Source organism: Streptomyces sp. NPDC045021 (genome assembly GCF_056432645.1).
On record NZ_JBWKIQ010000007.1, the window covers coordinates 262,048 to 276,128 of the forward strand.

General features: G+C 70.3%; 18 protein-coding genes. 10 read left to right on the forward strand and 8 right to left on the reverse strand.

The genetic code is table 11. The features are described 5' to 3' along the window. Window positions 1-16 precede the first annotated feature (16 nt). Window positions 17-433: a PPOX class F420-dependent oxidoreductase gene (locus AC07DC_RS22635; RefSeq protein WP_478916423.1), complete on the reverse strand. Its 417-nt coding sequence runs from the start codon at window positions 431-433 to the stop codon at window positions 17-19. A 159-nt stretch (window positions 434-592) separates the two neighbouring features. Then, window positions 593-1,648: a LacI family DNA-binding transcriptional regulator gene (locus AC07DC_RS22640; protein ID WP_478916228.1), complete on the reverse strand. Its 1,056-nt coding sequence runs from the start codon at window positions 1,646-1,648 to the stop codon at window positions 593-595. Window positions 1,649-1,846: 198 nt separating this feature from the next. Between AC07DC_RS22640 and AC07DC_RS22645 the strand changes: the two genes are divergently transcribed. From AC07DC_RS22645 to AC07DC_RS22655, 3 genes are all read left to right on the forward strand, one after another. Then, window positions 1,847-2,314: an RICIN domain-containing protein gene (locus tag AC07DC_RS22645; RefSeq protein ID WP_478916229.1), complete on the forward strand. Its 468-nt coding sequence runs from the start codon at window positions 1,847-1,849 to the stop codon at window positions 2,312-2,314. Window positions 2,315-2,509: 195 nt separating this feature from the next. Continuing rightward, window positions 2,510-2,674, forward strand: coding sequence for a 50S ribosomal protein L33 (gene rpmG, locus AC07DC_RS22650; RefSeq protein ID WP_277436626.1), 165 nt, complete (start codon window positions 2,510-2,512; stop codon window positions 2,672-2,674). Between the two features lie 69 nt (window positions 2,675-2,743). Beyond that, window positions 2,744-3,013, forward strand: coding sequence for a type B 50S ribosomal protein L31 (locus AC07DC_RS22655; protein ID WP_478916230.1), 270 nt, complete (start codon window positions 2,744-2,746; stop codon window positions 3,011-3,013). Window positions 3,014-3,134: 121 nt separating this feature from the next. On the opposite strand, the gene AC07DC_RS22660 is transcribed toward AC07DC_RS22655, so the two are convergent. Together AC07DC_RS22660 and ku are read right to left on the reverse strand one after the other, a co-directional pair. Then, the gene (locus AC07DC_RS22660; RefSeq protein WP_478916231.1) at window positions 3,135-3,653 is read right to left on the reverse strand and encodes a VOC family protein; all 519 of its coding nucleotides are present in this window, start codon (window positions 3,651-3,653) and stop codon (window positions 3,135-3,137) included. Window positions 3,654-3,847: 194 nt separating this feature from the next. Then, complete coding sequence (gene ku / locus AC07DC_RS22665) at window positions 3,848-4,933, reverse strand: non-homologous end joining protein Ku (protein ID WP_478916232.1); 1,086 nt, start codon at window positions 4,931-4,933, stop codon at window positions 3,848-3,850. Between the two features lie 33 nt (window positions 4,934-4,966). On the opposite strand from ku, the gene ligD reads away from it, so the two are divergent. Next, a complete protein-coding gene (gene ligD / locus AC07DC_RS22670; protein WP_478916233.1) occupies window positions 4,967-5,854 on the forward strand; it encodes a non-homologous end-joining DNA ligase in 888 nt (295 codons plus the stop codon). A 78-nt stretch (window positions 5,855-5,932) separates the two neighbouring features. Then, window positions 5,933-6,832, forward strand: a complete 900-nt coding sequence (locus AC07DC_RS22675) for an ATP-dependent DNA ligase (protein ID WP_478916234.1) — start codon at window positions 5,933-5,935, stop codon at window positions 6,830-6,832. A gap of 88 nt (window positions 6,833-6,920) precedes the next feature. Here the strand turns inward: AC07DC_RS22675 and AC07DC_RS22680 are convergent, their stop codons facing one another. Further along, window positions 6,921-7,475, reverse strand: coding sequence for a GbsR/MarR family transcriptional regulator (locus AC07DC_RS22680; RefSeq protein ID WP_478916235.1), 555 nt, complete (start codon window positions 7,473-7,475; stop codon window positions 6,921-6,923). A gap of 124 nt (window positions 7,476-7,599) precedes the next feature. Between AC07DC_RS22680 and AC07DC_RS22685 the strand changes: the two genes are divergently transcribed. From AC07DC_RS22685 to AC07DC_RS22695, 3 genes are all read left to right on the forward strand, one after another. Next, window positions 7,600-8,502 (forward strand): ABC transporter ATP-binding protein, encoded by a 903-nt coding sequence (locus AC07DC_RS22685; RefSeq protein WP_478916237.1) that lies wholly within the window; start codon window positions 7,600-7,602, stop codon window positions 8,500-8,502. Then, a complete protein-coding gene (locus AC07DC_RS22690) occupies window positions 8,499-10,166 on the forward strand; it encodes an ABC transporter permease (RefSeq protein WP_478916238.1) in 1,668 nt (555 codons plus the stop codon). The genes AC07DC_RS22685 and AC07DC_RS22690 overlap by 4 nt, the downstream gene beginning before the upstream one ends. A gap of 72 nt (window positions 10,167-10,238) precedes the next feature. Then, entirely contained in the window at window positions 10,239-10,451 is a 213-nt protein-coding gene (locus tag AC07DC_RS22695) for a hypothetical protein (protein ID WP_478916239.1), read from the forward strand. Here AC07DC_RS22695 and AC07DC_RS22700 read toward each other — a convergent pair. Further along, entirely contained in the window at window positions 10,402-10,731 is a 330-nt protein-coding gene (locus tag AC07DC_RS22700) for a DUF1330 domain-containing protein (protein WP_478916240.1), read from the reverse strand. The genes AC07DC_RS22695 and AC07DC_RS22700 overlap by 50 nt on opposite strands. Before the next feature lie 132 nt (window positions 10,732-10,863). On the opposite strand from AC07DC_RS22700, the gene AC07DC_RS22705 reads away from it, so the two are divergent. Beyond that, window positions 10,864-11,436, forward strand: a complete 573-nt coding sequence (locus AC07DC_RS22705; RefSeq protein WP_478916241.1) for a hypothetical protein — start codon at window positions 10,864-10,866, stop codon at window positions 11,434-11,436. Window positions 11,437-11,476: 40 nt separating this feature from the next. On the opposite strand, the gene AC07DC_RS22710 is transcribed toward AC07DC_RS22705, so the two are convergent. After that, window positions 11,477-11,674, reverse strand: a complete 198-nt coding sequence (locus AC07DC_RS22710) for a cold-shock protein (protein ID WP_478916242.1) — start codon at window positions 11,672-11,674, stop codon at window positions 11,477-11,479. Window positions 11,675-11,844: 170 nt separating this feature from the next. Here AC07DC_RS22710 and AC07DC_RS22715 point away from each other — a divergent pair, with 170 nt between their 5' ends. Further along, window positions 11,845-12,291: a DUF4429 domain-containing protein gene (locus AC07DC_RS22715; protein WP_478916243.1), complete on the forward strand. Its 447-nt coding sequence runs from the start codon at window positions 11,845-11,847 to the stop codon at window positions 12,289-12,291. A 173-nt stretch (window positions 12,292-12,464) separates the two neighbouring features. On the opposite strand, the gene AC07DC_RS22720 is transcribed toward AC07DC_RS22715, so the two are convergent. After that, entirely contained in the window at window positions 12,465-14,063 is a 1,599-nt protein-coding gene (locus tag AC07DC_RS22720; protein ID WP_478916244.1) for an alpha/beta hydrolase, read from the reverse strand. Between the last annotated feature and the right edge of the window lie 18 nt (window positions 14,064-14,081).

The following is a 14,081-nucleotide window of genomic DNA, read 5'->3' on the forward strand; positions in this document are numbered from 1 at the left end:
ACCAGCCGGACCGGCTCTAGTCCGCCACGCCCTTGACCGTGATGACCTTGTCGATGTGCACACGGACGAGGAGTTCACCCGGTACGCCGTTGCGGGCTCCGTACACCTCGGCCTGGTCGGGGCCCATGTAGCGGTGGGCGATCCGGGTCGCCCAGTCGCGGACCTCCGGCAGAACCTCGCTGATCCGGGCCTTGCCCTCGATGACGACGAACGAGAACGGCGGACGGTCGTCGTCGACGCAGATGCTCACCCGGCCGTCACGGGCGAGGTTGCGGCCCTTGACGGTCTCCTTGCCGGTGTTGAAGACCACGTCGTCCCCGTCGAGGAGGAACCAGACCGGGGTGAGGTGCGGGCGCCCGTCGGCGCGGACGGTGGCGAGCTTGCCGGTGCGGGTTCCCGCGCTGATGAAGTCACGCCATTCGGCGTCGATCATGGTGGCCATGCCACCCATGGTGCCCGAAAGGGGCCGGTGCATGGCGCAGGGGGATCGCGGTGCCGGTTCGCGTATGGCCCGCCAGGGGCGGGAGAGCGCTCTCCCAGCAATGTGCCGACGACGGCGGACGCGGCCCCGGGCCCGGGCGCCCAGGCTGCGTCAGGCGGAGTGTCGGACCACGAGCGTGGGTTCGAAGATGACCGAGGTGATGCGTTGCTGGGGTGTCGCGATGCGGTCGAGGAGGAGGCGTGCCATTTCGGCTGCCATGTCCTCGACGGGTTGGCGGATGGTGGTCAGCGCCGGGCGGGACGCCGTGGCGGCGCTGCTGTCGTCGAAGCCGATGACCTTGACGTCCTCGGGGACACGCCGGCCGTGGTCGCGCAGCACCAGCAGAGCGCCTTGTGCCATCAGGTCGTTGGCCGCGAAGACGCCGTCGAGGTTCGGGTGTTCTGCCAGCAGCCGTTCCATGGCCGCCTCGCCGCTGTCCTGGGTGAAGTTGCCCTCCGCGCAGGGCACATACGGGAAGCCGTGCCGGGCCATCGCCTCGCGGAAGCCGGTCAGCCGGTCCTGGCTGGCGGGGACGTCGAGCGGACCGGAGATCGTCGCGACCTCCCGGCAGCCGCGCTCGACGAGCCGGTCGGCGGCCAGCTTCGCTCCGTCCTGGTGCGCGACATCGACGTAACTGATCGGGATCGGCCGGGCCGGCCGGGCGAACAGCACGGCGGGCACGCCCGCCTCGGTGATCTGCCCCGGCAGCGGATCGCCCGCATGCGTGGAGACCAGCATCGCCCCGTCGGCGTTGCCCTGCCGCAGATACGCCACCACCTGGTCCCGCGCCTGCGGGGTCTCGGCGAGCATCAGCACCGGGTGCATGCCCAGCGGGCGCAGGAACCCCACCACACCGCTGACGACACGGCCGAAGAACGGGTCGACGAACACCTCACTGCGCACCGCTTCGTCCTGCCCGCCGCCGCCCGCCCCCGACACCACCAGGGCGATGGCCCCGGTCCGCCGGGTCACCAGCGACCGGGCCGCGGTGTTGGGCACGTAGCCGGTCGCGGCGATCGCCTGTCTGACCGTCTCCTGGATGGCCGGGTCGACATTGCGCGTCCCGTTGATGACCCGGGAGACCGTCGCACGCGAGACACCCGCCACGCGGGCCACATCCTCCAGGGTGGGAGGTCCCGATGGTGCCGGTCGGAGGACTTCGCTCATGTCGGCCTTTATAGCATGGGCCGGAGAGCGCTCTCCAGGAGTCACTTCCCGGGTGGGCAGCGTATCGAACACCGCACCCCACCGCCCCGGTCTCGCCACAACCGGGCCTCCACCGGGCCTGCCCGCGTCGATCTTGCACCGCCGCCGCCCGGGTGGCAGTGTCGACAGTCGATGGACGACGGACCGGGGGCTGGAACGGTGAGCGGTACGCAATGGCCGGCAGCGGTCGACGAAGGCCTGTACCGCGTGCGCAACGTGGGCAGCAGCCTGTTGCTCGAGGTCGCCGACGGCCGCAGGAACAGCGGCGCGAACGTCCGGCAAGGCGTGGAGAACGGGACCGACGCACAGATCTGGCGGGTGGTCCCGATCCACGAAGGCAGCGCCCTCTACCACCTCGAGAACGTCCGCAGCGGCAAACGGCTCGATGTGGCGGGCGCCGCCCTCGAGAACGGGGTGAACGTTCAGCAGTGGCGGCCCAACAACTTCGGCGCCCAGGAATGGCTGATCGAGCAGCACCTCGACGCTCCCGGCACCGTCACCCTGGTCAGCGGCATCAGCGGTAAGACGTTGGAGGTCGCCGACGGCAGCAAGGAGGATGGCGCGAACGTCCAGCAGTGGGAGGACCGCGACGTCCCGTCCCAGTGGTGGACGCTGGAGCCGCAGTAGCCGCCGCGACACCCCGGCCCCGCCGGGTCGGTGCGCGCCGGCACGGACGCACACAGTGAACGGCTGTAGCCGTGAGTGAGTTCCCGGATCGGGAATGTGCGGGTGATGGGTCGCGTTGAGACGACCAGATGCCGAATGACAATGACAATCATTCCGTTCGGTGTCTGGAGACCATCGCACTTGGAGGGAAACCCCATGGCACGTAACGACGCCCGCCCGGTCATCACGCTGCGCTCGACGGCCGGCACCGGTCAGAGCTACGTCACCCGCAAGAGCCGTCGCAACAACCCCGACCGTCTCGTGCTGCGCAAGTACGACCCGGCCGCCGGACAGCACGTCCTCTTCCGCGAGGAGCGCTGACGCGGGGATCACGCTCCGCGAGCGAGGACCAGCCGTCCCACCCGTCCTGAACAACGGAAGGTATCTCCCATGAAGTTCGGCATCCACCCCGTCTCCCGCCCGGTCGTCTTCCGCGACCGTTCAGCGGACTTCGCATTCCTGACGCGTTCGACCGCGGACAGTGACAAGACCGTGGAGTGGGAGGACGGCACCGTCTACCCCGTCGTCGACGTGGAGACGTCCTCGGCGAGCCACCCGTTCTACACGGGCACGTCCCGCGTGCTGGACACCGCGGGCCGCGTCGAGCGCTTCCAGCGCCGGTACGGTTCGCCCGCGCCCGGCGCGGGCCCCACGAACTGAGCTCCGCGATCCGCTGAGGGGGGGGGGGGGGGGGGGGGGCGGGGGGGGGGGGGGGGGGGGCCCCCCCCCCCCCCCCCCCCCCCCCCCCCCCCCCCCCCCCCTCCCCCATGTGCGGCTTCCGCTACTTGCGCGGCTGCTGACGCGGCGCACCGCGGTACGTGCCGAAGAACCACCGGTTCCCCTCGGGGTCACGGGCTGCGAAGTCACGTGATCCGTAGTCGGTGTCGGTCAGCTCCATGATGATCTCGGCTCCCGCCGCCCGGGCGCGGGCGTACAGCGCGTCGGGCTCGTCGGTGACGACGTAGGCGCCGAAGGTGCCCGGTGCCAGGGCGACATGGTCCTCCGCGCCTTCCTCGGGGACGCTGCCGAGCATGATGCCGCCGCCGGGCGGCCAGTCGAGCTGGGCGTGGTCGACGCGGTCGCCCTCGCCGTACACGACGGTCTCCTCGAAGCCGAACGCCTCGACCAGGAACCGGATCAGCGGGCGCGCCTCACGGGCGCGCAGGCTGGGCCACACCTGCGGCGCGGGCGCCTTGTCGTTGTCGTCAGCGGCGGCGGTGGCATCGGTCGCACCTGCGGTATCGGTAGCGTCTGCGGCATCGGTGGCGTCTGTGGCATTGGTGCTGTCGGTGGCGTCCATGCGGGCCGGACCTCCTCGGTCGGTGTTGCGGCGGAGCTGTTTCAGTGCTCGAAGGCCCCGTTCTCCTCGTCCGTTGTCCACTCTGTCGCCGAGAGCGCGGCGACGGGTCGGACGTTTCGGAATTCCTCGGCCAGGGAGCGGAACTCGCGGGGAGGTGCGCCTGATCGAAGTAGCCGGATTCGACCGCGAGATCCTCAGGCGCTGCGGGTGCTCTTGCCGGCCGCGGACTTCGCGGCGGTCTTCTTCGCCGGCTTCGTCGCGGTCTTCGTTGCCGGCTTCTTGGCGGTTGTCTTGGTGGCCGTCCCGCCGGCTGTTTTCGTCGCCGCCGTCTTCTTCGTCGCGGTCTTCTTCGTCGCGGTCTTCTTCGTCGCGGTCTTCGCGGTGGACCTCTTCGCGTCGTCGGTCTTGGGTGCCGATTTCCGCGCCGGAGCCGCGCGCTTGGCGGCGGTCTTCTTCGCCGGCTTCTTGATGGGCGTGACGGTGGCGTCGGTGGCGTTGTCGGGGCGGTCGCCCCTGGCCTGGGCGACGCTGGCCTCCAGGGCGGCCATGAGGTCGACGACCTTGCCGCCGCCCTCGGATCCGTCGGCCGCGGACGGTACTTCGCCACCCTCGACCTTCGCGCTGACGAGGGCCTGGACAGCTTCGGCGTAGTTGTCGGTGTACTCGTCGAGGTCGGCTTCGCCGAGTGCGTTGATCAGGGTGTCGGCGAGGCCGAGTTCGGCGTCGGTGATGTTCACCTTGCCGGTCGGGGCGGCCTCGGATGTCGACTTGACCTCGTCGGGCCAGCGCAGGGTCTGCAGGATCAGCACGTCGTCATCGGCGCGCACCAGCGCGAGGTGCTCGCTGTTGTGCATGGCGAGCTTGCCGACCGCCGCTTTGCCCGACCGCTGGAGCGCCTCGCGCATCAGGACGTACGCCTTGTTGGCGGCGGCATCGGCCGGGGCGAGGAAGTACGGGGTGTCGAGCTTCAGGAAGTCGACGCTGTCGGCGTCGAGGAACCCGCTCACCTCGATGGTCTTGGCGGTCGGGAGCGGCAGGGCCTTCAACTCGTCGTCGGAGATCTCGATGAACTGCTCGTCGGCCGTCTCGTACGCCCGGCCGATCTCGGCCTGGGTGAGGACCTGCTCATCGAGTGCACAGACCTTCTGGAGGCGCACCCGCCCGTGGTCGGCTGTGTGGATCTGCCGAAAGCCGAGCTTGTGGCTGCTGACGGCCGAGCCGAGTTTGACGGGTACGGCGACGAGGCCGAATGACAGCGTGCCACTCCAGAGCGATCTCATCCTTTTGTCCCTAAATGTGAGAGATTCCATACTATGCCGATCACGGAGATCGAGGGCCGCAAGCTGACCCTCACCCACTTGGAGCGGATCCTGTATCCGCGGACCGGCACGACCAAGGGCGAACTGGTGCACTACTACGCCACCGTCGCCCCCGTCCTGCTGCCGCACCTGCGCGGCCGGCCCCTCTCGTTCCTGCGCGCCCCCAGCGGGGTGGACGCGACGTCGTTCTTCGCCAAAAGGCCACCGTCCGGTACCCCCGGCTGGGTGACGACGTCCGTCATCGAACGCAGCAGCGGCGAGGAGATGGAACAGGTCCAGATCAACGACCTGGCCACCCTCGTATGGGCCGCCAACCTGGCGTGCATCGAGCTCCATGTCCCGCAGTGGAAGGCCGCCACCCCCGGTACGGCGGACCGGCTCGTCCTCGACCTCGACCCCGGCGAGAACCGCACCGTGGTCGACTGCTGCGCCGTCGCACTCCTGCTGCGTGAACGGATGCGCGCCGACGGCATCGAATCGTGGGCGAAGACGTCGGGCTCCAAGGGTCTGCACCTGTACGCGCCGCTGACCGGTGCCTCGCCCGAGCAGGCGGCGGCCTATGCCAAGGCGCTCGCACGGGAGTTGGAGGTGGACCATCCCGACCAGGTGGTGTCCCGGATGACCAAGAACCTGCGCACCGAGAAGATCTTCATCGACTGGTCGCAGAACTCGGCGAAGAAGACCACCGCCGCCCCGTACACCGTGCGCGCCCGCGCCACTCCCACCGTCTCCACGCCCGTGTCGTGGGACGAGATCGCGGCGTGCGAGGACCCCGGGCAGCTCTCCTTCACCATCACCGACGTCCCTGAGCGCGTGGCCGAACACGGAGACCTGCTCGCCCCGCTCCTGGAGCGCAAGCAGGCCGGGAAGCTGCCCTCATGACGCAGCCCTCGGGATGCGGCCCCATGACTCGGCCTCATGACACGACCTTCATGGCGAGACCCTCATGATGCGGCTCTCGTGAACCGCCCGGATCCGGTCTCCCTGCGCCCGCCGGTCGAGGTGATGCGCCCCCGCACCGAGGCCGACATCCCGGCCGAGGACGCGCTGGCCGGCGGCGTCCAATACAGCCTGAAGCTGGACGGCTTCCGTGCCCTCGCGTTCGCCCTCGGCGACCGCACGGTCCTGCAGACCCGCTCCGGCCGCGACATCGCCACCGAGTTCCCCGACCTCGCCACCGCCCTCACCCGGGCGCTGCCCGCCGGGCTGGTCCTCGACGGCGAGATCTGCGCCTGGGCCGACGGGAAGTTCGCCTTCACCGAGTTGCTGCGCCCCGCCGCGCAGCGCCGCGCGGCGGGCACCGTCGTGGCGTACGTCGCCTTCGACTGCCTCGCCGTTCCCGGCAGCGACATCCGGGACCTGCCGCTCGCCGACCGCTGGAAACTGCTGCGCACGGCGCTGCGCGACCTGCCGCCGCAGGTGCAGACCGTGCTGGCGACCACGGATCGCGCCGAGGCGCTCGACTGGTACGAGACCCTCGTTCCGCACGGCGTGGAGGGCCTGGTGTGCAAGGGGCTCGGCTCCGCCTACCGGCCCGGAGCCCGGCCGGGGTGGATCAAGATCCGGCACGCCGAGACCGTCGATGCCCGACTGGTCGGCGTCGTCGGACCCGGACGGCGCCCCGACTCGGTACTGGTCGAGTTCGACGACGGGACCCGCGCGCAGACCTCACCCCGTCTCGACACGGTCTCCGCCGGGCGGATCGCGGAAGCGGTCGCCGGCCTTCTCGGTCCCGAGGTCCGGGACGAGGAAGGACTGCTCCTGCGCCCGGTGTCCGACGGCCCGTTGGTCGAGGTGCGTGTGCGCACGGGACGGCAGGCGACCGTACGATTCGTCCGGATCCGGGACGACGAGGCCTGAGCGGGCACACCGGGGCGACACATGGTCGGCGCTCGGCGCGAGGCGGCTCGATGCTCGGCGGCCCGGTGCTTTCGTGCGCCGACCGCGGCTATGAAGGAGTCTGCTCGGGGGTCTGTTCGCGGATCTGCTCGGCGTGGTCGCGGAGCGGTTCCGTGGGCTTTTTGAGCTGTTGCTTGTGGTCGCGCCAGCGCTCCATCATCGAGTGCAGTTCCTCCTGCAGGAACACGAAGAACTCCGCGGTCTCCTCAAGGCGGGCGCCGGCCTGGGTGTCGGGACCGAGCGCCTCGACTCCGGCGCGCAGGGTGTGCTCCCACCGGCCGATGATCGCGTCCCGGCGGGTGAACGTCTCGTACCACTGGTCGTTGTGCAGGCGATAGCGCTCGCGGCGGGACCCGGGGTCGCGCTCGCGGCCGATCATGCCGATCTGGGCCAGGTAGCGGACCGCGCCGGAGACCGCCGCGGGGCTGACCTGGAGGCGTTCGCTCAGTTCGGCGGAGGTGAGCGCGCCCTGCTCCGAGGCCATCAGGGCGGCGAAGACCCGGCCGGGCATGCGGGGCATTCCCGCCTCGACCATCTCGGCGGCGAAGCGCTCGACGAACGTCAGCACCCCCGCGCCGTCGCTGTGGCTCTGCTCCTGTGCCATGCCCGCCTCCCGATCGCCCGCCGGACCGCAGCCGCCCGGTCCGCTGTCGGCCGCCTGCCCGGTTCCGGAGTTTATACAATTCTCCATCTTCACAACTTTGTGAATCTACTGTACATTCAGAAACATGACGACGGCAATCAGCGTGGCCGGACTTCACAAGTCCTTCGGCCGCACGCATGCTCTGGACGGGCTCGACCTCAGCGTCCGTACGGGCGAGGTGCACGGCTTCCTCGGGCCGAACGGCGCAGGGAAATCGACCGCGATCCGTGTCCTGCTCGGCCTGTTGCGCCCGGACGGCGGCACCGCCCGCCTGCTGGGCGGAGATCCCTGGCGTGACGCGGTCGCTTTGCACCGCCGGATCGCGTACGTGCCGGGCGATGTCACCTTGTGGCGGAATCTCAGCGGCGGTGAGGTCATCGACCTCTTCGGCCGGCTGCGCGGGGGGCTGAACACCGACCGCAGAGCCCGGTTGCTGGACCGCTTCCAACTCGACCCCACCACCAAGGGCCGCGCCTACTCCAAGGGCAACCGACAGAAGGTCGCGCTCGTCGCCGCGTTCGCCTCGGAGGCGGAGCTGCTGATCCTCGACGAACCGACGTCGGGTCTGGATCCCCTGATGGAGGAGGTCTTCCAGGAGTGCGTGACCGACGCCCGCGAGCGGGGCGCCACCGTGCTGCTGTCGAGCCACATCCTCAGCGAGGTCGAGGCGCTCTGCGACCGGGTCAGCATCATCCGCCAGGGGCGCACCGTCGAGACCGGCACCCTGGACGAAATGCGCCATCTCACCCGCACCGCGATCACCGCCGAACTCAAGACCTCCCCGCACGGGCTGGCAGAACTGCCCGGAGTGCATGGCCTTGACGTCCGGGGACAGCGGGTCACCCTGCAGGTGGACTCCGATCAACTCGACGCCGTCCTGCGGCAGCTCGGCGAATCCGGGGTGCGCAGCCTGACCAGCCGGCCGCCGACCCTGGAAGAGCTCTTCCTGCGCCACTACCAGGCCGCGCCGGAAGCGGTGTCCCGATGAGCGCCGCCGACACCGTCATGAGCACCGCGCCCGCGGTGAGCACCACGCGCGCTCGCGCCGGCACCCTCGCGGGCACGGGTGTGCTGACCCGGCTGGCGCTGCGCCGGGACCGGATCATGATCCCGGCCTGGGTCTACGCCCTGACCGCTGCGGTGCTCAGCACCTGCGTCTCCCTGGAGAAGCTCTACGACACCGAGGCCGGGCGCATGGGTCTGGCCCGCAGCATGAACGCCAACAGCTCCCTGCGGGCGCTGTACGGGCCCGCCTTCAGCGGGGAGAGCACCGGTGCGCTCATCGCCTGGCGGATGGGATGCCTCGGCGCCGCCCTCACCGGCCTGATGAGCATCCTCATCGTGGTCCGGCACACCCGCGAGGAGGAGGAGAGCGGCCGCCAGGAACTGCTCAGCTCCGGCGTGGTGGGACGGCGTGCCCCGCTCACCGCGGGACTGCTGACCGCCCTCACCGCCAATGCCGCCCTCGCGCTGGTCGTCGTCGCGGGGCTGACGGTGCTCGGCCAGCCGGTCGCCGGATCGGCCGCCCTGGGCCTCGCCCTCGCGGGCAGCGGGCTGATGTTCGCGGGCGTCGCGGCGGTCACCGCGCAGCTCACGGCGAGCGCCCGGGTCGCCAAGGGCCTCGCCGGGGCTGTGCTGGGGCTCGCGTTCCTGCTGCGCGCCGCCGGCGATGCCGCCTCGGCCGACGCCTCGTCCCCTCTCGTGTGGGCCTCACCTCTCGGCTGGACCGAGAACCTCCGGCCGTTCGCCGGGGACCGGTGGTGGGTGCTCGGGCTCGTCGCCGCTTTCACCGCCGTCACGGCAGGGGCCGCTTACCTCCTGGTGGCCAGACGTGACATGGAAGCCGGCCTGCTGCCCGCCCGCCCCGGGGGGGCCACGGCCGCGGCGTCGCTGAACGGCGCGTTCGGCCTCGCCTGGCGGTTGCAGCGCGGCGCCCTGTACAGCTGGGCCGCCGGATTCGCCGTCGCGGGAGCGCTCTACGGCTCGGTGGGCAACTCGGTCTCCGACATGGTCAAGGAGAACCGGCAGGTCAGCGATATCTTCCAGCGTATGGGGGGTCAGAGCGGCATCACCGACTCCTACTTCGCCACCGCCATGGGGCTGCTCGGCAGCCTCGCCGCTGCCTATGCCGTGCAGAGCACCCTGCGGTTGCGTTCGGAGGAGACCGGCCGGCTCGCCGAACCCCTGCTGGCCAACGCCGTAGGCCGCGTGCGGTGGGCCTGCAGTCATCTGATGTTCCCGGTCCTCGGCACGCTCGTGCTGCTCGCGGTCGGTGGTCTCTGCGCCGGAGTGGCCTACGGCGCCACGATCGGCGACATCGGTGGTCAACTGCCCGTGCTGGTCGGTGCGGCGCTGTCCCAGGCTCCTGCGGTGTGGGTCACGGCTGCGCTGTCCCTGGTGCTCTTCGGCTGGATACCGAAGGCCTCGGCGGCGGCCTGGGCGGTGTTCGCCGCCTTCCTGCTCTGCGGCCAGCTCGGTCCTGTCCTGCACTTCCCCCAGCTCGTCATGGATCTCTCCCCCTTCACCCATCTGCCGAAGCTGCCGGGCGGGCACCTGGAGGCGGCGCCGTACAGCTGGCTCCTCCTGGTCGGTGCCGCGGCGGGCGCCGCCGGTCTGACCGGTTTCCGCCGCCGTGACCTCGGCGGGGATTGAAAGGAGTGAAGGGAGTGAACGCAATACGGCACAAGAGATGCGCCGGGCCGCTCGAACGCGCAGCCTAGGGGTATGGATCCAGAAGCGCAGCAGGTCGTCGTCTACCCGCTGGAGAACGGTGCACGGCGGGTGACGATCGGCGGTACCCCGGTCGGCCGCGCGTACTCACTGTCCGACATCGTGGAGTTCCTGCGCCGGGCCGGCCTGGACGATGTCGAGGTGGAGGATCACCCGCTCATCGAGTGGCGCGGCGGCGGGGCCGAGGTGCAGGCCCGACCCGAGTGACCGGCGGTGGCCTTCGCCCGGCGCGAAGCCCCCGCCCGGGCGAACCCCGGTACTGGAAAGGCAGTTTGGCCAGCGCGTCGGATCCCCGGTAACCCTCGGGCACCCCTTCGGCGAAGATGACGTCCATCTCGGTCCAACTGCCTTCCAGGACCTCCCGCTCACCGTCGTGGACGAGGAACCAGCCGCCGAAGGGCTCCATGGTGTCAGAGACTCCACTCAGGTACTCCGCGATCTCCGGGCTCGGGTTGATGACCTTGCGGATTAGGCATTCCCTGTACACGCCCTGGCCCGCGCGTCCTGGCCGGAGGGCGTGGCTCTACCCTGACCTGGTGCGCCACTTGATCGAATCGCCCCCTGCCGTAGCCCTCACGGCGTCCCCGCCGCATCCCGTCGCCTCCGCGGAGCGGCTCGTATGAGGTCGGACTCCGCCGCACGTACGGTCACCGACGTCCTGCAGCCCCGCAATGTCCTGCTCGCCGGGCTGGTCGGTGTCGGGACCGCCGCGGCGGGCAACCTGAGCGGCGCGGCCTGGGGACTGTTCGCCGCGCTGTGCGCCGGGATCGTCCCGGCCGCCTACATCGAATGGGAGCGCAGGCGCGGCACCTGGGGCGACCGGCATGTCGTGGACCGTACGCAGCGGGCACCGATCTTCGCCGTCATCCTCGGCTCCATCGGCGTCGGTTCAGCGGTGATGCTCCTGGCCCACGCGCCGACCGGCATCCTCATCGCGATGATCTCGCTGTGGGTGATGACCGTCGTCCTGCTGGCCGTGAACACGCTCTGGAAGATCAGCGTGGACTCGGCTGTGGCCTCCGCCGTCGTCGCGCTGCTCGCGGTCGTCGCATCTCCCTGGTGGCTTCTCGCGTACGCGCTGGTCGCCGCCGTCTGCTGGTCCCGGGTCGCGCTCACCTACCACTCGATCGCGCAGACCGTGGCCGGTACCTCGGTCGGCGCGGCGACCGCCGCGATGTTCGTGCTGCTCTAGCAGCGGAGCCGGAACGTCTGGCGGAGGACTGCCGCGGCGGCTAGAGGACCTTCACATTCACCGCGTGCGGGCCCTTGGGGCCGTCCCCGAGCTCGTACTCCACGACCTTGTCGTCGGCGACGGTGCCCTCGATGTTCTTGCCGTGGACGAACACGTCATCGCCGCCGTCGGCCGGGGTGATGAATCCGAAGCCCTTCCCCGGGTTGAACCACTTGATCTTGCCATTGAGCTTCGCCATCGCTGTGCCTTCGCCTCGCCTGGATGATCCAGCCAAGTTACCCGGTCCGCCGGGGTCCTCCGGGACACGCGGGCGACAGTCCGCCCCCACCGCCGGCCCGATTCGGCGTATCGCCCCGCCCGGTCCGGCGCCGTGGAAGGATTCCGGTCCATCGGCGCTCAGGGGGCGACATGGATGCCAACAGCAGGAATGTGCACGTCGACTTCGACGGTGAGCAGGTGACGATCCAACGGCCGGGCCTGCTGAGCAAGCGCGTGGAGCGGCTTCCGGTCGCCCGGATAGGCGCCGTGCAGTGGAAGGCCGCCGGCTGGACCGGCTACGGGAGCATCCGCTTCATCCTGGTCACCGACGGCACGGGCCGCCCTCGCAGCGGCCCCGCCCCGAGGGCCGAGACCTCGGTCACCTTCGGCAAGGAACAGCAGGCGGACTTCGAGGTCCTGTGCAGAGCCGTCGAGGCCGCGATCGGCAAGCAGGCGCAGGCCCGGGCCCCCAGAGCGGCCGCCGCCCCGCCGCCGGTCTCGCTGGCGGACGAGTTGGAACGGCTCGCGGGGCTGATGAAGCGCGGCCTGTTGACCCGGGCGGAGTTCGAGAGGGCGAAGCGGAAACTGCTCCGCTGACCGGATGGTCCGGTGGCCGGCCGCAACCCTTCCGGGAACGACCGGGAATGACCGGGGAACGACCTCGCCCCGGTCCACGAGGGACCGGGGCGGGGTGTTCTCACGGTGCCGGGTCCGGCCGAGTGGCTGTTACGCGGCCACCCGGCCGGGCAGGTTCGGCAACCGGGCGGTGCTTAGGAAGCGGCCGGCACCGGAACGGCGTGCGGGGTGCACACGACGTCGTGGCCGTCGAGCTTGCCGTTGATCAGGTAGTCGTCCACCCGCTGGTTGATGCACGGGTTGACCAGGCCGGTGACACCGTGCGAGCCGGCGCCGTTCTCCGTGATGAGCTGCGAGCCCTGAAGGCGGCGGTGCAGCTCGAGCGCCCCGGTGTACGGGGTGGCCGCGTCACGGGTGCTCTGCACGATGAGGACATCGGGCAGCCCGCGGTGCGACTTCACGTCGACCGGAGTCTGCTGCTTGACGCCCCAGGTGGCGCACGGCAGGTTCATCCAGGCGTTGGACCAGGTCAGGAACGGGTACTTCTTGTGGAGCTCCGTGTTGTCACGGTCCCACTTCTTCCAGCTGGTCGGCCACTTGGTGTCGGTGCACTCCACCGCGGTGTACACCGCGGTGCCGTTCTCCGACGTGATGTTGCCGGCGGTGTCGGACATGTCCGGTCCCGCCGCACCGACGAGTGCCTGGGTGTCACCCGCGCGGTACTTGCTCCACACACCCGCGACGGTCGCCCACGACGAGTCGTAGTACGCCGCGCCCTGGAAGAAGCCGAGCAGCTCGGCCGGGCCGACGACCCCGCCGATCGGGTTGGTCTTGGCGGCGGCACGCAGGGCTTCCCACTGCGCCTGGACCTTCGCCGGGGTGTCACCGATGTGGTAGACGGAGTCGTACTTGGCGACCCACGCCTTCCAGTCGTCCCAACGGCCCTGGAAGGCCACATCCTGGTCCAGGTTGTTCTGGTACCAGATCTGGTCCTCGTCCGGGTTGACCACGCTGTCCACGATCATGCGGCGCACGTGGGTCGGGAAGAGCGTGGCGTACACGGCGCCGAGGTAGGTGCCGTACGAGACGCCCAGGTAGTTGAGCTTCTTCTCGTGGAGGGCGGCACGCACCACGTCGATGTCGCGGGCCGTGTTGGCCGTCGTCATCTGCGAGAGCATCTGCGCGCCGGAACGCTCCAGGCAACCCTTGGCGTACTCGGCGGCGAGCTTGCGCTGCGCGTCCTTGTCCGCCTGGCTGTCGGGCACCGGGTCGGCCTTGGGGGCCTTCACGTACTCCTGCGGGTCCTGGCAGGAGATCGGCGCCGAGTGGCCGACACCGCGCGGGTCGAAGCCCACGAAGTCGTACGCCTTGGCGGTGTTCACCCACAACGCGGACTTGTTGACGATCCGGAGCGGGAACCGCATGCCCGAGCCGCCGGGGCCGCCGGGGTTGTAGAGCAGTGCGCCCTGGCGCTCGGCCGGGGTGCCGGTGCTTGCGGCCCGGTCGACCGCGATCTTGATGGTCTTGCCGAACGGCTTGGTGTAGTCCACCGGAACGGTGACATAGCCGCATTCGACCGGGGCCTTGAGGCCCCAGTCGGCCGGGCACGTGGCCCAGTCGATGCCCTTCTCAGCGGCACGGGCGGCCGCTATCTGCACGCCGATGGACTCGGCGAGTCCGCTCGGCTGGTGCTGGCCGGTAGGCCGCTTGTCTCCGGCGGTGGCCGCCGGAGCGGCGGCTACGGCGCCCGCTATGAGGGCGCCGGTGGAGACGAGCACAACAGTGCGTCTCAAGGATTTTCCTCCCCCTAC